Origin of the sequence: Curtobacterium sp. C1 (assembly GCF_021049325.1) — a bacterium.
GTDB classification, from domain to species: Bacteria; Actinomycetota; Actinomycetes; order Actinomycetales; family Microbacteriaceae; genus Curtobacterium; species Curtobacterium citreum.
The window spans coordinates 1,142,866-1,159,205 of record NZ_CP088076.1; the positions used below are offsets into that span (position 1 = coordinate 1,142,866).

15 protein-coding genes are annotated in these 16,340 nt (G+C 72.0%); 14 read left to right on the top strand and 1 reads right to left on the bottom strand.

Annotated elements, in window-relative coordinates; all coding sequences use genetic code 11:
- Positions 1 to 31: 31 nt before the first annotated feature.
- The 13 genes from LQK89_RS05580 (at position 32) to dapF (ending at position 13,705) form a co-directional block, all read left to right on the top strand.
- Positions 32 to 1,072 (top strand): HlyD family efflux transporter periplasmic adaptor subunit, encoded by a 1,041-nt coding sequence (locus LQK89_RS05580; protein WP_231050429.1) that lies wholly within the window; start codon positions 32 to 34, stop codon positions 1,070 to 1,072.
- Positions 1,069 to 1,842 carry an ABC transporter ATP-binding protein gene (locus tag LQK89_RS05585; RefSeq protein ID WP_231050430.1) on the top strand — a complete coding sequence of 258 codons (774 nt, stop codon included), beginning with the start codon at positions 1,069 to 1,071 and terminating at the stop codon, positions 1,840 to 1,842. The genes LQK89_RS05580 and LQK89_RS05585 overlap by 4 nt, the downstream gene beginning before the upstream one ends.
- The gene (locus LQK89_RS05590) at positions 1,839 to 3,092 is read left to right on the top strand and encodes an ABC transporter permease (RefSeq protein WP_231050431.1); all 1,254 of its coding nucleotides are present in this window, start codon (positions 1,839 to 1,841) and stop codon (positions 3,090 to 3,092) included. Before LQK89_RS05585 ends, LQK89_RS05590 begins: the two co-directional genes overlap by 4 nt.
- A 48-nt stretch (positions 3,093 to 3,140) precedes the next feature.
- Positions 3,141 to 6,119, top strand: coding sequence for an FtsK/SpoIIIE family DNA translocase (locus tag LQK89_RS05595; RefSeq protein WP_231050432.1), 2,979 nt, complete (start codon positions 3,141 to 3,143; stop codon positions 6,117 to 6,119).
- A gap of 4 nt (positions 6,120 to 6,123) precedes the next feature.
- Positions 6,124 to 6,762, top strand: a complete 639-nt coding sequence (gene pgsA, locus LQK89_RS05600) for a CDP-diacylglycerol--glycerol-3-phosphate 3-phosphatidyltransferase (protein WP_144802051.1) — start codon at positions 6,124 to 6,126, stop codon at positions 6,760 to 6,762.
- Positions 6,759 to 7,247, top strand: coding sequence for a CinA family protein (locus LQK89_RS05605; protein ID WP_175326230.1), 489 nt, complete (start codon positions 6,759 to 6,761; stop codon positions 7,245 to 7,247). The genes pgsA and LQK89_RS05605 overlap by 4 nt, the downstream gene beginning before the upstream one ends.
- Before the next feature lie 154 nt (positions 7,248 to 7,401).
- Positions 7,402 to 7,710: a helix-turn-helix domain-containing protein gene (locus LQK89_RS05610; RefSeq protein WP_058742950.1), complete on the top strand. Its 309-nt coding sequence runs from the start codon at positions 7,402 to 7,404 to the stop codon at positions 7,708 to 7,710.
- Between the two features lie 79 nt (positions 7,711 to 7,789).
- Positions 7,790 to 8,014, top strand: a complete 225-nt coding sequence (locus LQK89_RS05615) for a DUF3046 domain-containing protein (protein WP_114849116.1) — start codon at positions 7,790 to 7,792, stop codon at positions 8,012 to 8,014.
- Positions 8,015 to 8,278: 264 nt separating this feature from the next.
- Complete coding sequence (gene recA, locus LQK89_RS05620; RefSeq protein WP_114849117.1) at positions 8,279 to 9,346, top strand: recombinase RecA; 1,068 nt, start codon at positions 8,279 to 8,281, stop codon at positions 9,344 to 9,346.
- On the top strand, positions 9,343 to 10,317 hold the full coding sequence (locus tag LQK89_RS05625; RefSeq protein ID WP_231050433.1) for a regulatory protein RecX: 975 nt from the start codon (positions 9,343 to 9,345) through the stop codon (positions 10,315 to 10,317). The genes recA and LQK89_RS05625 overlap by 4 nt, the downstream gene beginning before the upstream one ends.
- A 28-nt stretch (positions 10,318 to 10,345) precedes the next feature.
- Positions 10,346 to 11,845 (top strand): tRNA (N6-isopentenyl adenosine(37)-C2)-methylthiotransferase MiaB, encoded by a 1,500-nt coding sequence (miaB, locus tag LQK89_RS05630; RefSeq protein ID WP_231050434.1) that lies wholly within the window; start codon positions 10,346 to 10,348, stop codon positions 11,843 to 11,845.
- A 4-nt stretch (positions 11,846 to 11,849) separates the two neighbouring features.
- Entirely contained in the window at positions 11,850 to 12,818 is a 969-nt protein-coding gene (gene miaA, locus LQK89_RS05635; protein ID WP_442874064.1) for a tRNA (adenosine(37)-N6)-dimethylallyltransferase MiaA, read from the top strand.
- A complete protein-coding gene (gene dapF / locus LQK89_RS05640) occupies positions 12,815 to 13,705 on the top strand; it encodes a diaminopimelate epimerase (RefSeq protein WP_231050435.1) in 891 nt (296 codons plus the stop codon). Before miaA ends, dapF begins: the two co-directional genes overlap by 4 nt.
- A gap of 391 nt (positions 13,706 to 14,096) precedes the next feature.
- Here the strand turns inward: dapF and LQK89_RS05645 are convergent, their stop codons facing one another.
- On the bottom strand, positions 14,097 to 14,729 hold the full coding sequence (locus tag LQK89_RS05645; protein ID WP_231050436.1) for a class I SAM-dependent methyltransferase: 633 nt from the start codon (positions 14,727 to 14,729) through the stop codon (positions 14,097 to 14,099).
- A gap of 61 nt (positions 14,730 to 14,790) precedes the next feature.
- On the opposite strand from LQK89_RS05645, the gene hflX reads away from it, so the two are divergent.
- On the top strand, positions 14,791 to 16,329 hold the full coding sequence (gene hflX, locus LQK89_RS05650) for a GTPase HflX (protein ID WP_231050437.1): 1,539 nt from the start codon (positions 14,791 to 14,793) through the stop codon (positions 16,327 to 16,329).
- Positions 16,330 to 16,340: the final 11 nt, after the last annotated feature.

Consider the following 16,340-nt stretch of genomic DNA (forward strand, 5'->3'; position numbering starts at 1 on the left):
ATCTGGAATACCAGTCGCTACCGTCCGGAGCGTGACCGTCCTGCGTCGCTGGGTGTGGCCCGGCCTGAAGTTCCTCGTGTTCGCCGTCATCGCGGTGTCCCTCGTCCGTCTCGCGTTCTTCGCCGCGCTGCCCGAGGGGCAGGAGACCACGCCGACGGCGCAGCTCGAGGACCCGACCGTCACCGTCACCACCGGGGACGTCGTCAACGACGTCGAGGCGAAGGGGACCATCGAGTCCGCCGCCGCGACCCCGGTCCGCGCCACCGCCGAGGGCACGATCAACAAGGTGTTCGTCGGGAACGGCACCGCGGTCGAGCAGGGCGCCCCGATCGTCGACGTCCGTGTCGAGACCCCGTCGACCGGCACGACGGAGGACGGGCAGCCGCTGCCCGCGAAGGTGACCTTCGCCACCGTCGTCGCGCCCGCAGCCGGAGTGGTCTCGGGGTTGGACCTCGTCGCGAAGCAGCCCGTCGCGATCGGCGACGTGGTGGCCCGCGTCGCGCCGGAGGCGTACCGGGCGACCGCGACGCTCGGTGCCGCACAGCTGTACCGGCTGACCTCGCGGCCGTCCGAGGCCACCGTCACCATCACCGACGGCCCGGCCCCGTTCACGTGCACGAACCTGTCGCTCACGAGCGCCGGGGCCGACGGCTCCGGGGCCGGCTCGTCCGCGGCCGGCTCGTCCGGCACGGGCTCCGACGGCTCGGACGGCACCGGCTCGGACGGTACCGGGGGCGGCACCGGCGGCACCCAGCTCCGGTGCGACGTCCCAGGCGGCGTGACCGTGTTCCCCGGGCTCGAGGTGACCCTCGCCGTGTCCGCCGGGTCGGCGCAGGGGGTCCTGACGCTCCCGACCACCGCGGTCGAGGGCACCGCCCAGAAGGGTGTCGTGACCGTCGTCGACAGCGACGGCGGGCGCTCCGAGAAGACCGTCGAGCTCGGCCTGAACGACGGCGAGACCGTCGAGGTGAAGGCCGGGCTCGCCGAGGGCGACACGGTCCTGCAGTTCGTCCCCGGCAAGCAGGAGCAGTCCGACGAGGACACGGACGAGGGCGGGGTGTTCGTCGGATGAGCCTGGTGCACGTCCGGGACCTCCGGAAGTCCGTGCCGCTGCCGGACGGGTCGACGCTCGAGATCCTGCGCGGGGTCGACCTCGACGTCGAGGCGGACAGCCGGGTCGCCATCGTCGGACGGTCCGGATCGGGCAAGTCGACGCTCCTCAACGTCCTCGGGCTGCTCGACACCCCGACCGACGGGCTGCACGAGTTCGACGGACGCGACGTCGGCCGCGCCGGGTCCGTCCGCCGCGACCGGATCCGCGGCGCCGACGTCGGCTTCGTCTTCCAGCAGTTCAACCTGCTGCAGGGCCGCACCGCGGTCGAGAACGTCGAGGTGCCCCTGCTCTACGCGAGCGGCCGCGCGTTCTGGTCGCGCCGTCGGCTCGCGCTCGAGATACTCGACCGGGTGGGGCTCGCCGACAAGGCGGACACGCAGCCGCACCGGCTCTCCGGTGGCGAGCAACAGCGCGTGGCGATCGCCCGCGCGCTCGTCCGCGCCCCGCGCCTGATCCTGGCCGACGAGCCGACCGGGGCGCTCGACGTCGACACCGGGCGGGTCGTGATGGAGCTGCTCGAGACCGTCGCGGCGGAGACGCGTGCGGCCCTGGTGACGATCACGCACGACCCCGCGGTCGCCGCCCGGGCCGACGTGGTGCACCGGATCGACCACGGGCTCGTGGCCGAGGGCGGTGCGCTCGTCCGTGCTGATCCGTCCGGTGCTGATCTGTCCGGTGCTGATCTGTCCGGTGCTGCTGCGTCCGGGATCGTCAGGGGCGTCGCGTGAACCGGCTGCTCACCACGGTCGTCGGCACGTTCGTCGAGTCGTGGCAGGAGCTCCGCGTGCACCGCGGCCGCGTCGTCCTCAGCCTGGTCGGCGTGACGATCGCCGTGGCGTCCCTCGCGGTCGTCGTCGGCTTCGGGTCGCTCGCCGAACGGGTCACCGCCGCGTTCAACGAGCAGTACGGCGGCCGACCCGCGACGTACTCGTTCAACGGTTCCACCACCGGCTCCGGGTCCGCGGACCCCGCGGGGACGGCGGCCGTCGCCGATGCCGCTGCGCTCGACCGCGAGCTGCGCGCGGGAGCCGAGCGCTACGACGTCCGGTACGCGTCCGAGGCCACGTTCGTGCAGCGCGACGTGCAGTTCCCGGACGGGGTCGCGCTCGTGCAGGGCACGACGGTCGACCCCGCGTACGCCGAGATGCACCGCGTGCGGCTCGCGTCGGGGGAGTGGTTCACCGAGCGGGACCGGGACCGCCTCGCCCCCGCGATCGTCGTCAACCGGGCGTTCCTCGAGCGGATCGGCAGCCCGGACATCGTGACGCACCCGGTCGTGCGACTCCCGGGGACGCCCGACGTCACCGCCGTCGTGATCGGCCAGGTGGTGTCGTCGGAGTACGACACCGATCCGTCCTTCTACCAGCTGGCGAACTCCGTCGCGACCGCGAACGCCGCGGTGTCGCCGGACCTCGGGGCGGGCCGGACCTTCCAGGCGTGGGTCCCGGCGGCCACCGGCAAGGCCGTCGCCGAACGCATCGCCGCCGACGCCGAGCGCGCCCTCGGCCCCGGGTGGACCGTCTCCGCGGACCGGTCCGACGCCGCCGGTCAGGTGGACGGCGACCCGCTCGGACCGCTCCGCTGGGTGATCGCTGGCGTCGCGGTCCTGGTCCTGGTGCTCGGTGGGCTCGGCTTGCTCAACGTGTCGCTCGTCAGCGTCCGCCAGCGCATCCGCGAGATCGGGGTGCGACGGGGCGTCGGGGCGACCGCCGGACGGATCTTCGTCGCGGTCCTGCTCGAGAACGTGCTCGGCACGCTCGTCGCGGGCGGCGTCGGGGTGATGGTCGGTGCCGCGCTGCTCGGGAACGACACCGTCCGCGGCCTCATCACGCAGGGCGTCGACGTGGGCGGGGCACCGTTCCCGGTCGAGGCCGCGCTCGTCGGGGTCGGGTCGGCCGTGCTCGTCGGAGCGCTCGCCGGGTTCCTGCCGGCGATCGTCGCGGTCCGCGTCAAGGTCATCGACGCGATCCGGTACTGATGGCGGGGCGACCGCGGAATGTCCCGAGCGGGGATTAGGGTCGTCCCCATGGCCGGAGGCACCAAGTCGACCACGCGTTCGCGCGCGTCATCGTCGTCCCGCGGGAGCGGGTCGCGCGGGACGTCGCGCACGCAGGCGACCACGAAGAAGCTGCCGCAGGCCGCACCGACGCCGGTGTTCCGCGAGCAGAACCCGATCGTGAGCGCCTGGCTCGGCATGGCCCACGGGGTCGGCGCGCTCTTCCGGCTGCTCGGCAAGGAGTCACTCGAGAAGGACCAGCGCCGCGACGGCTTCCCGTTCCTGCTGTTCGTGCTCGCGATCGCGGGCGGCGTGGTCGAGTGGCTCAACCCGACGAACCCGGTGTCGGTCGCGCTCGACGCGTACACGTTCGGCGGGCTCTTCGGCCGGCTCGCCGTCGCGTTGCCGGTGATCATGATCGTCTTCGCCGGGTGGCTGTTCCGGCACCCCGCTTCGGTGCACGACAACACCCGGATCGGGATCGGGCTCGGGCTGATGCTCGTGTCGATCGCCTCGCTCTGCCACGTGTTCGGCGGACAGCCGAGCGCCGCGGACGGCATGGTCGCCCTCGCCGCGGCGGGCGGCGTGCTCGGCTGGGTCGTCATCAGCTGGCTCGTCGCGGTCGCCACGGTCTGGGTCGCAGTGCCCGTCGCCGTGCTGCTGCTCGTGCTCTCGCTCTTCATCATCACCAAGACGCCGCCGAACAAGACCGGCCGACGGCTGCACGAGCTCTACGCCTACCTGTTCGGCGCCCCGGCGCCCGCGGCCGAGGCCGACCCGGCGGCCGACGCCGTCGCTCCCACCCCGCGGGCCCGCGGTCGCAAGCGCCAGCAGGGCGGCGAGGGCGACTTCCAGCTCTTCGACGACCTCGGCTTCGAGGGCGAGCAGCAGTCCGGCGGCGACCAGCAGTCCGGCGGCGACCAGCCCGAGGGCGGCACCGTCCCGTGGTGGCGGCGCAACGGGTCCGGGCGCGAAGAGGACCCCGCGTACGACACCCCGGTGCTGCCCGCGGCCGCGCCTGCGCCGACGTCGGAGCGCCCGAACGCGGGTGCCGCGGCCGGCCTGGTCGACCACACGCCGACGGAGCCCGGATCGGTCAACCTCAACGACTCCATCGAGCAGGACCTCGAGGTCGCCGAGCGCGTGCTCCGTGACGCCGGGGTGGCGGTGCCCGACCACACGGCGGCTGCGTCGGTCGCGGCTCCGGCTGCCACGCCGGCCGTCGCTCCGGTCGCGCGCCCGGACGCCGGCGTCTCGCCGGTCGTGTCCGCCTCGGCGCCCGCGTCGGTGCCGGACGCCGAACCGGCCGAGGACGACCTGCAGGGGCTCGCCGCCGCAGGCGCAGCGGACGAGGACCCGTCCGCGCCGTACCGACTGCCGGCCGCGACGACGCTGAGCGCCGGGACGCCCTCGGTCGCGCGCAGCCAGGCGAACGACGACATCGTCGCCGCGATCACCGGGGTCCTCACGGAGTTCAAGGTCGACGCGAAGGTCACCGGCTTCTCCCGGGGCCCGACGGTCACGCGCTACGAGATCGAGCTCGGTCCGGGCGTCAAGGTCGAGCGGGTCACGGCGCTGTCGAAGAACCTGTCGTACGCGGTCGCGTCGAACGAGGTCCGCATCCTCTCGCCCATCCCCGGCAAGAGCGCGATCGGCGTCGAGATCCCGAACACCGACCGCGAGGTCGTCTCGCTCGGCGACGTCCTGCGCTCGAACGCGGCGCGGAAGTCCAAGCACCCGATGACGATCGGCGTCGGCAAGGACGTCGAGGGCGGCTTCGTCGTCGCGAACCTGGCGAAGATGCCGCACATGCTCGTCGCGGGCTCGACGGGCTCCGGCAAGTCGGTGTTCATCAACTCGATGATCACGTCGCTCCTCATGCGCGCGAAGCCGTCCGAGGTCCGGATGGTCCTCGTCGACCCGAAGCGCGTCGAGCTGTCGATCTACGCGGGGGTCCCGCACCTCATCACGCCCATCATCACGAACCCCAAGAAGGCGGCCGAGGCGCTGCAGTGGGTCGTGAAGGAGATGGACATGCGGTACGACGACCTGGCGTCGTTCGGGTTCCGCCACGTCGACGACTTCAACAAGGCCATCGAGAACAACGAGATCGTCCTGCCCGCCGGGAGCGAACGGAAGCTCAAGCCCTACCCGTACCTGCTCGTCGTCGTGGACGAGCTCGCCGACCTCATGCTCGTCGCGCCCCGCGACGTCGAGGAGTCGATCGTCCGCATCACCCAGCTCGCCCGGGCTGCCGGCATCCACCTCGTGCTCGCGACGCAGCGTCCGTCGGTCGACGTCATCACCGGTCTGATCAAGGCGAACGTGCCGTCACGCATCGCGTTCGCGGTGACGAGCGTCACCGACTCGCGCGTCATCCTCGACCAGCCCGGCGCCGACAAGCTCATCGGCCAGGGCGACGCGCTGTTCCTGCCGATGGGGTCCTCGAAGGCCGTCCGCGTGCAGGGCGCCTGGGTGCAGGAGAGCGAGGTCGCCGAGGTCGTCCAGCACGTCACCCGGCAGGCCCAGCCCGAGTACCGGCAGGACGTCGCCGCCGTGGTCGAGCGCAAGGAGATCGACGCGGACATCGGCGACGACCTCGAGCTGCTGCTCGCCGCGGTCGAGCAGGTCGTGTCGACGCAGTTCGGCTCGACGTCGATGCTCCAGCGCAAGCTCCGCGTCGGGTTCGCGAAGGCCGGTCGCCTGATGGACCTGATGGAGTCGCGGGACATCGTCGGCCCGTCCGAGGGGTCGAAGGCCCGCGACGTGCTCGTCACGCCGGACCAGCTGCCCGCCGTCCTCGCGAAGCTCCGCGGTGAGGAGCCGCCCGCCGAGCCGGCAGCGGCTCCCGCACCGGGCTCGGCGGCACCGGTCGCCTCCGCGCCGACGTCGACGCCGCCGGACGAGGACCGCTACGGTGCCGACCCGGTCGCCGACATGACGCGCGGGTACCCTGAGGAAGAGGACGGCCCGGACGAGGACGCCTGGGGACTGACGGGCAGGGAGTGACGACGTGACCAGCTCGCAGCACACCCGCTCGGCGGCCCGGTTCCCGTGGCGGGGCCGGCTGCTCCGCAAGGGCGAGGGACCGGCGTCGACCGCGAACGTCGCCAACGTCATCACCGTCGTGCGCATCCTGATGGCGCCGTTGTTCTTCGTGATGCTGCTCGCCGACGGCGGGCAGGACACGTCGCTGCGGGTGTGGGCTGCGGTCGTCTTCGTCGTGGCGATCGTCACCGACAGCGCGGACGGCATCATCGCCCGCCGCCAGAACCTGGTCACGGACTTCGGGAAGCTCGTCGACCCGATCGCCGACAAGGTGCTCATCGGCGGTGCCCTGGTCGCACTGTCGATCCTCGGTGAGCTGCCCTGGATCGTGACCGTGCTGATCATGCTCCGCGAGATCGGGATCACCGTCTTCCGGTTCGCCGTCCTGTCCGACCGGGTGATCCCGGCGAGCCGCGGCGGCAAGGTCAAGACCGTGCTGCAGGCCGTCGCGATCACGCTCGCGCTGTTCCCGTGGTGGAACGTCGTCGGCGACCTCGCGCACTGGGTGAACGGCATCCTGATGACCGCCGCGCTCCTCGCCACCGTGCTCAGCGGGGCCGACTACCTCTGGCAGGCCTGGAAGCACAACCGGACCGCCGCGTGACCGACGTCCGCGCGCTCGTCGCCGCGCTGACCGCCCGGGGCGAGACCGTGGCTGTGGCCGAGTCGCTCACGGGCGGCCTCGTCGTGGCGACCCTCGTCGGGGTCCCCGGGGCCAGCGCCGTCGTCCGCGGTGGTGTCGTGGCGTACGCGACGCCCGTCAAGCACACCGTGCTCGGCGTCTCGGCGGACCTCCTCGCCGAGCACGGGGCGGTCGACCCCGAGGTCGCCCGGCAGATGGCGAGCGGCGTCCGCACCGCGCTCGCGGTCGACGGCGTGCCCGCCACGTGGGGGATCAGCACGACCGGTGTCGCCGGCCCGGACCCGCAGGACGGCAAGCCCGTGGGCACGGTGTTCGTCGGCATCGCGTCCGCGTCGGGCGCCGAGGCGTACGAACTCCACCTGGAGGGCGACCGCGAGGCAATCCGACAGGCCACGGTCTCCGAACTCCTGGCACGGATGTCGGCCACGGTGCGCAGCGGGGAATAGGCCTCGTTACCGCCGGGTTACATCCCACGCAATCTCCAGCAGGACGGCAGCCGGCGTCGCTAGCATGCTGCAACCGGCAACGCTACTGTTGCTGAACCCGACCACGGTCACCCGGACCAGGCGGGCGCGGAGACGACAGAGAGGAGGAGTTCTCATGGTTCTCGTTCGTCAGGAGATCGGCGACGTGCTGCGGGACTTCCGCTTGCAGAAGGGCCGGACCCTCCGTCAGGTCGCGTCCAAGGCCAGCGTTGCTCTCGGGTACCTGAGCGAGGTGGAGCGCGGTCAGAAGGAGGCCAGCTCCGAGATCCTCGCCTCCGTGGCCGACGCGCTCGACACGCCCATCTCGACCATCATGCGCGAGGTCGGCGACCGGCTCGCGGTCGTCGAGGGACTCACCCCGGTCCCCGACACCCTGCCCGACGACCTCGTCGCCGAGTTCGACAACGACCTCGCGGTGCGCTGACCCCGTACCGCTCCACGGACGCCCCCGCCGATGCCGGCGGGGGCGTCCTGCTGTCCGGGGCGCTCGTTACGCTGGTCGGATGCGGGTGAGTGAGTTCTGGCGTGCCGTGGACCAGGTGTTCGGGTCGGCCTACGGCGCAGTGGTGACGCGGGACGTCGTGCTCGAGGAGCTCGGGGGTCGGTCCGCGGCGGACGCGCTCGACGCCGGGATCGATGCGCGTCGTGTGTGGGAGGCGCTGTGCGACTCGCAGGACGTGCCGCTCGACAAGCGGCACGGCAAGGGGCTCGCGGAACCGCGGGACTGACCCGGTCCGCACGTCCCGAAACTGTGTTCGGCGTGTTGCTCGAACGCGTGTTCGATCGGTGCTACGTTCCTCCACATCGGAGTTGCTCCGGATGTCCGTCCACAGGTGGCGCGTCGACCGGCAGTGATGTCGGTGGCCGACCCTAGGTTCGAGTCATCGGGAACAGCCCGAAGCCTTGTCGCTCAAGTCCCGGCCCTGCAGCACCGGCCGGGGTGGACGCGACAGCCTACAGGCGGCCGACACCGAGCACGAAGGAGCACCACCATGCCATCACCCGCAGACCGCGAGAAGGCCCTCGAGACCGCACTCGCCCAGATCGACCGCCAGTTCGGCAAGGGCACCGTGATGCGCCTCGGGTCGGACGACCGCGCTCCGGTCGCCATCATCCCGACCGGTTCGGTCGCGCTCGACGTCGCGCTCGGCATCGGTGGACTGCCGCGCGGCCGCATCATCGAGATCTACGGCCCGGAGTCCTCCGGTAAGACGACCCTGACGCTGCACGCCATCGCGAACGCGCAGCGCGCCGGTGGCATCGCGGCCTTCATCGATGCGGAGCACGCGCTCGACCCCGAGTACGCGAAGAAGCTCGGCGTCGACATCGACGCGCTGCTCGTGTCCCAGCCCGACACCGGTGAGCAGGCGCTCGAGATCGCCGACATGCTCGTCCGTTCGGGTTCGATCGACCTGATCGTGGTCGACTCCGTCGCGGCGCTCGTGCCCCGCGCCGAGATCGAGGGCGAGATGGGTGACTCGCACGTGGGTCTGCAGGCACGTCTCATGTCGCAGGCGCTCCGCAAGCTCGCGGGTGGGCTGAACCAGACGCAGACGACGATGATCTTCATCAACCAGCTGCGCGAGAAGATCGGTGTGTTCTTCGGCAGCCCCGAGACCACCGCGGGCGGCAAGGCGCTCAAGTTCTACGCGTCGGTCCGTCTCGACATCCGTCGCATCGAGACCCTGAAGAGCGGCACCGACGCGGTCGGCAACCGCACGCGCGTCAAGGTCGTCAAGAACAAGATGGCGCCGCCCTTCAAGCAGGCCGAGTTCGACATCCTGTACGGCACGGGCATCTCGCGCGAGGGCTCGCTGCTCGACTTCGGTGTCGACCACGGCATCGTCAAGAAGTCGGGCGCCTGGTACACCTACGACGGCGACCAGCTGGGGCAGGGCAAGGAGAACTCGCGTTCGTTCCTGATCCAGAACGCCGACATCGCCGCCGAGATCGAGGGCAAGATCCTCGCGAAGCTCGGTGTCGGTGGCGCCAAGGCCGACGCCGACGACGCCAAGGTCGAGTCCATCGCGCCGAAGATCGCGGAGCGCAAGGGCGCGTGACGGACGAGCACGACGACGACGCAGACCTCGCGCCGGTGACCGACCTGTTCGGTGCGCGGTCGCGTCGTGGTCGCTCGGTTCAGCCGGTCGAGCGGCCCGACGGTCTCCCGCGCACCGCTGCGCCGTCCGGTGACGACGAGCGCTGGTACGAGCCGGAGTCCGAGGTCGAGTCCGATCCCGAGCAACAGGCCGGGGTCGGCGCGGTGACGACGTCGGACACGGCATTCACGGGTGCGGCGGACGCCGATGCGCCGGTGCCGCTGCACGGTGCTCGTCCACAGGCGGAGTGGCTGTCGCCCGTCATCGGGGACGGCAGCGGCCGGAGTGCACGGTCGGAGCGGACCGGGTACGAGGCTCAGCGCGGGTACGACACCGAAACCGCGGACGCTGCGACGGCGTCGGTGTTCTCGATCCGCGGGGGACAGGAGCTCGAACCCGACGAGGTCCCGCGACCGCTCGACGAGCAGCGTGCCGATGCCGAACGGGTGAGCATGCGGGCGCTCGGGCGCAAGGGCGTCAGCGAGTCCGAGATGCGTCAGGTGCTGACCAAGCAGGACCTCGATCCGGACGTCGTCGAACACGAGGTGGCACGGCTCGTCCGGGTCGGCCTGCTCGACGACGTGGCCCTGGCGACGGACCTGGTCGGCCGGCTCCACGAGCGGAAGGGCCTCGGGCGCCAGGGGGTCGTCGCGGAGCTCCGTCGGCGCGGGATCGACCAGACGGCGATCGACGCCGCGCTCGAGGCGGCGGCGGACGACGCGGACGACGAGTTCGTCCGTGCGATCGAGCTCGCCCAGAAGCGCGCCGGGCAGCTCCGTGGGCTCGACCGCGCGACCGCCGAGCGACGCCTCAGCGGGTTCCTCATGCGCAAGGGCTACGGCTCCGGCGTGGTGCGGATCGCGGTCGAGCGCGCCCTCGACGGCGGCGGACGGCGACCTCCGTCCGGTGGCGGGACCGTCCGCTTCGAGTAGTCCCGCACCGACCTACACTGGGACGATCATGGCCACCGTCGACGCCCGCCCCCGCACCTACGAAGTCCGCACCTACGGGTGCCAGATGAACGTGCACGACTCCGAGCGCCTCAGCGGTTCGCTGCAGTCGGCCGGGTACGTCGCCGCCGACGGCGAGCAGGCCGACGTCGTCGTGATCAACACCTGCGCGGTGCGCGAGAACGCGGACAACCGGCTCTACGGCAACCTCGGGCACCTGGCGGGCGTCAAGCGCGAGCACCCCGGCATGCAGATCGCCGTCGGCGGGTGCCTGGCGCAGAAGGACAAGAACGTCATCCTCGAGAAGGCGCCGTGGGTCGACGTCGTGTTCGGGACGCACAACATGGGGTCACTGCCGACCCTGCTCGAGCGCGCGCGACACAACGACGAGGCGCAGATCGAGATCCTCGAGTCGCTCGACGTGTTCCCGTCGACGCTGCCGACGAAGCGCGACTCGACCTACAGCGGGTGGGTGTCGATCTCCGTCGGCTGCAACAACACCTGCACGTTCTGCATCGTGCCCTCGCTCCGCGGCAAGGAGAAGGACCGTCGACCGGGGGACGTCCTCGCCGAGATCCAGGCGCTGGTCGACGACGGCGCGATCGAGGTCACCCTTCTCGGGCAGAACGTCAACTCGTACGGCGTCGAGTTCGGGGACCGCCAGGCGTTCAGCAAGCTCCTCCGTGCCGCCGGCGCGATCGAGGGGCTCGAGCGGATCCGCTTCACGAGCCCGCACCCGGCGGCGTTCACCGACGACGTCATCGACGCGATGGCGGAGACGCCGAACGTCATGCCACAGCTGCACATGCCCCTGCAGTCCGGTTCCGACCGCGTACTCAAGGCGATGCGTCGGAGCTACCGGAGCGAGCGCTTCCTCGGGATCCTGGACCGCGTCCGGGCGAAGATCCCGAACGCGGCGATCTCCACGGACATCATCGTGGGGTTCCCGGGCGAGACCGAGGAGGACTTCGAAGACACCCTGCGGGTCGTCGAACAGTCCCGGTTCGCGTCGGCCTTCACCTTCCAGTACTCGATCCGTCCCGGCACCCCGGCGGCGACGATGCCGGACCAGCTGCCGAAGGCGGTCGTCCAGGAACGCTACGAGCGACTCATCGCGCTGCAGGACCGGATCACCGCCGAGGAGCACGCGAAGCAGGTCGGTCGCACCGTGCAGGTGCTCGTCGCCACGGGTGAGGGCAAGAAGGACGACGCCACCCACCGGTTGTCCGGGCGCGCGGAGGACTCCCGGCTCGTGCACTTCTCGGTCCCGGCCGACTCCGCCGTGCCGCGTCCCGGTGACGTCGTCACGGTCGAGGTCACCCGTGCGGCCCCGCACTTCCTGATCGCCGACAACGACGGGCCCCTGCAGATCCGTCGAACCCGCGCGGGCGACGCCTGGGACCGTGCGCAGGCCGAGAGCTGCGGTGTCCCGACCCCGGCGTCCGCCGGTGCGGCCGCGGGGCTGCGTCCGGTCTCGCTCGGTCTGCCGTCGCTCCGTGTCGGGCGCTGAGCCCCTGTCGCCCGAGGGCCTGGCGCTCGACGGCCGGTCGTCAGACCCTGCCGCGGTCGACCTGATCGCGATCGTCGGCGCCACGGGGACCGGCAAGTCCGAGTTCGCCCTGGCGATCGCCGAGCAACTCGCCCGGTCGGGACGTCCTGCGGAGATCGTCAACGCCGACGCGATGCAGCTCTACCGAGGCATGGACATCGGCACGGCGAAGCTCAGCGTCGCGGAGCGCCGAGGGGTCCCGCACCACCAGCTCGACGTGCTCGACGTGACCGACGAGGCGAGCGTCGCGGCGTACCAGGGCGACGCGCGAGCCGACGTCGAACGGATCACGGACTCCGGTTCCGTCGCGCTCCTCGTCGGCGGCAGCGGGCTCTACGTGTCGTCGGTGCTCTTCGACCTCGCGTTCCCGGGCACGGACCGCGAACTGCGCGCACGGCTCGAGCGTGAGCACGCCGAACTCGGACCCGGCGTCCTCGTCGAGCGGCTCCGGGCGCTCGACCCCGCCGCCGCGGCCGCCGTCGACCAACGCAACCCGCGGCGTCTGATCCGCGCACTCGAGATCGCGAGCCGATCCGAGGTCGTGACCCCGAGCCTCCCGTCCGCGCCCCGCGCCTGGCGACCCGCCCGGATCCTGCACCTGCACCGCGAACGCACCGGACTCGTCGCGTCACTGCACGAGCGTGCCGCGCGGATGTTCGACCGGGGGCTCGTCGACGAGGTCGCGGGGCTCCGCGACCAGGGGCTGGAGCAGGGGAAGACCGCCCGCGCCGCGATCGGGTACGCGCAGGCGCTCGACGTGCTGCACGGGCGGGCGACTCGGGACGACGCCGTCGAGGCGACTGCGGTGGCGACGCGCAAGTACGCCCGGCGGCAGGTCTCCTGGTTCAAGCGGTACGCCGACGCCGAGGTGCTGGACATGACCGGGACGGACCTCGCGGGCCTGCGGGAGGCGGCCCGTAGGATCGTCCCGTGACCGAACTGCACTTCACCAAGGGCCAGGGCACCGGCAACGACTTCGTCCTGTTCGCCGACCCCGACGCGACGGTCGACCTGACCCCCGAGCGGATCCGGGCGATCGCGGACCGTCGGTTCGGCGTCGGCGGCGACGGCGTGATCCGGGCGGTCCGTTCCGAGGCGCTCCCGGAGGGGCGGGCGCTCGTCGCGGTCGCGCCCGAGGCGACGTGGTTCATGGACTACCACAACGCCGACGGCTCGGTCGCGGAGATGTGCGGCAACGGCATCCGGGTGTTCGCGCGGTACCTGACCGAGTCGGGGCTCGTCGACCTCGCGCCGGGGGAGACCCTGACCGTCGGCAGCCGCAAGGGCCTGGTCGACATCCAGCGGACCACGAACGGTTTCTCGGCGGACCTGGGCCGGTGGGGGCTCGGCATCGAGGGCGGCGGCGCGAACGACGTCATGGTCCGGGCGCGGGAGCTCGACGGCGCGCGACCCGGCCTGAGCATCGACGTGGGGAACCCGCACGTCGTCGTCGCGGTCGCGACCGAGGACGAGCTCGCCGGACTCGACCTGACCTGGATCCCCGTGCTCGACCCGGCACCGGCGGCCGGGGCGAACGTGGAGTTCGTGCTGCCCGGCGATCCGTTGGTCAAGGACGGCGTCGGCGAGATCACGATGCGGGTGCACGAGCGCGGGAGCGGCGAGACGCTGTCGTGCGGGACCGGCGCGGTCGCGGCAGCGCTGGCGACCCGGTACTGGGCGGGGCCCTCGGCGCCGGACACGTGGCGCGTGCGGGTCCCGGGCGGGATCGTCACGGTGCGGATGTTCGCGGCCGAGGACGGGGAGCACGTGGCGCTCGCGGGGCCGGCGGAGCTGGTGTTCTCGGGGGACCTGACGGTCTGAGGGCTGTCGGCGCCGGGGCTCGGCGCGGGGGTCGTTCTGCGCGAAGGAGGCCGATCCGCTCACTGGAGGCCGTTCCGCGCGTCGGAGGTCGTTCGTCCTGACCGAGTACGCGCGGTTCGTCCTCCCATGTCGGGCGTGATGGGAACGATTGACCACGCCCACGGGGACTGCAGCGCCCGCGAGACGCCGCCTTGCCCGCGAGACGCCGCGCCACCGTCGAGACGCCACCGCTTCGCCGGGCGTCTCGCGTGATCGGAGGCGTCTCGAGCACGCCGGGGTGTCACCAGCGCAACGAGCACCGAGCCGCGCGGGCAGTCCGGACCGCCGAGCACGCGCGCCGGCACTCCGGAACAGCACGACCCGCCAGCGAGCAGGACGGACCAGCCCCGCCTCAGTCCGCTGCGGCTGTGTCCTCCGCCACGCGGTGCACCCGGATCACCCGGAAGCCCTTGTCCGTCGTCGCCCGCGCGACCCGGAACCCGGCGCCGAGCGTGTCCCCGAGCCAGCGCTGCAGCGAGTCGCCACCGAGGTCCTTCGACACGACGAGCCACGCGTCGCCCCCGATCTCGAGCCGGGGGATCCAGGTGAGCAGGATCTCGTGCAGCTCGTCCTTCCCGACGCGGATCGGCGGGTTGGACCAGATCGTCCGGAAGCGCAGGTCGGCAGGGATCTCCGACGGCAGGCCGACCGTCACGTTCGCAGCCCCGGCGGCGGCGGCGTTGTCCCGCGCCAGCCCGAGCACCCGCTCGTTGACGTCCACGCCCCACACGTGCGCGTCCGGCGACTCGAGCGCCATGGTGATCGCGATCGGACCCCAACCGCAGCCGACGTCGAGCAGGGCGCCCGACGACGCGGGCGGCGGCACCGAACCGAGCAGGACCCGCGTGCCGCGATCGACGCCGTCCGGGCTGAACACCCCGGCAGCGGTGGTCAGGCTCAGCGGCTTGCCGGCGAGCGTGACGTGCACCTGGCGCGCACGGGTCTCCGACGACGGGTTCGCGGAGAAGTAGTGCTCGTTCGCCATGGAAGAACCGTACCGGGACCCCCGTGTGTCCCGGGCGTGGCGGCGGTACCCTGTGGAGAAGATGACGGAAACCACCATGAACGACGGACGATCCGACGACAGCGCCGAAGGTGTCGTGGAACGCGTCCTCCGCAACGCGGACTCGAAGGCATCGTCCGCGATCTTCGCCCCGGCGCAGGCGATCCAGACCCGATCGGTCGACGAGCACGGCTGGGCCGGCGACGGCGACCAGTACGAACGCGAGGACCGGGCGGCCCTGCGCCGTGTCACCGGCCTCTCCACCGAACTCCAGGACGTCACCGAGGTCGAGTACCGGCAGCTCCGGCTCGAGCAGGTCGTCCTCATCGGCGTCTACCCCCAGGGCAGCGCGCAGGACGCCGAGAACTCCCTCCGCGAACTCGCCGCCCTGGCCGAGACCGCGGGTGCCGTGGTGCTCGACGGACTCCTGCAGCGCCGACCGACCCCCGACCCCTCCACGTACCTCGGCAAGGGCAAGGCCGAGGAACTCGCGATGGTCGTCAAGGCCACCGGCGCCGACACCGTGATCGCCGACACCGAGCTCGCACCCTCGCAGCGTCGTGCGCTCGAGGACGTCGTCAAGGTCAAGGTGATCGACCGCACGGCCGTGATCCTCGACATCTTCAGCCAGCACGCCTCCACCCGCGAGGGCAAGGCGCAGGTCGAGCTCGCGCAGCTGCAGTACCTGCTCCCGCGCCTCCGTGGTTGGGGCGAGTCGATGTCCCGGCAGGCCGGTGGCCAGGTCTCCGGCGGTGCGGGCATGGGTTCCCGTGGCCCCGGTGAGACCAAGATGGAGCTCGACCGCCGGAAGATCCACACCCGGATGGCGAAGCTCCGGCGCCAGATCGCCGGCTTCACCCCGGCCCGCGAGGCGAAGCGCGCCGACCGTGCCCGGAACGAGGTGCCGAGCGTCGCGATCGCCGGGTACACCAACGCCGGCAAGTCGTCGCTGCTCAACCGGCTGACGAGCGCCGGCGTGCTGGTGCAGAACCAGCTGTTCGCCACGCTCGACGCGACCGTCCGCCGCACCGAGAGCACCAAGGGTCGCGAGTTCACGTTCGTCGACACCGTCGGCTTCGTGCGCAACCTGCCGCACCAGCTGGTCGAGGCGTTCCGGTCCACGCTCGAGGAGGTCGGCCAGGCCGACGTCATCGTGCACGTCGTGGACGGCTCACACCCGGACCCGGCCGCGCAGCTCGCCACGGTCCGCGACGTGATCGGCGAAGTCGGCGCGCGCGACGTCCCCGAGGTCGTCGCCTTCAACAAGGCGGACCTGATCGACGACGCGCAGCGCCTCGTGCTCGTCGGCCTGGTCCCGGACGCCGTCTTCGTCTCGGCACGCACGGGCGAGGGCGTCGCCGAGCTCCTGGCGGCGATCGAGGACCGTCTGCCGGAACCGGACGTCGACCTGACGGTCGTCATCCCCTACGACCGCGGCGACCTGGTGTCGGCCCTGCACGACGCCGGCGCGGTCGAGACGACCGACTACGTCGAGGACGGCACCCGACTGCACGTCCGCGTCTTCCAGCGGCAGGTCGCCGAGCTCGACCCCTACGTGGTGGCGCCCGTCACCACGGCCTAGTCACCGGACCC

Excerpts from the sequence above, each read along its gene's own strand:
- LQK89_RS05585 (WP_231050430.1), top strand. The coding sequence starts at position 1,069 with ATGAGCCTGGTGCACGTCCGGGACCTCCGGAAGTCCGTGCCGCTGCCG.
- LQK89_RS05595 (WP_231050432.1), top strand. The coding sequence starts at position 3,141 with ATGGCCGGAGGCACCAAGTCGACCACGCGTTCGCGCGCGTCATCGTCG.
- LQK89_RS05610 (WP_058742950.1), top strand. The coding sequence starts at position 7,402 with ATGGTTCTCGTTCGTCAGGAGATCGGCGACGTGCTGCGGGACTTCCGC.
- LQK89_RS05615 (WP_114849116.1), top strand. The coding sequence starts at position 7,790 with ATGCGGGTGAGTGAGTTCTGGCGTGCCGTGGACCAGGTGTTCGGGTCG.
- recA (WP_114849117.1), top strand. The coding sequence starts at position 8,279 with ATGCCATCACCCGCAGACCGCGAGAAGGCCCTCGAGACCGCACTCGCC.
- miaB (WP_231050434.1), top strand. The coding sequence starts at position 10,346 with ATGGCCACCGTCGACGCCCGCCCCCGCACCTACGAAGTCCGCACCTAC.
- LQK89_RS05645 (WP_231050436.1), bottom strand. The coding sequence starts at position 14,729 with ATGGCGAACGAGCACTACTTCTCCGCGAACCCGTCGTCGGAGACCCGT.
- hflX (WP_231050437.1), top strand. The coding sequence starts at position 14,791 with ATGACGGAAACCACCATGAACGACGGACGATCCGACGACAGCGCCGAA.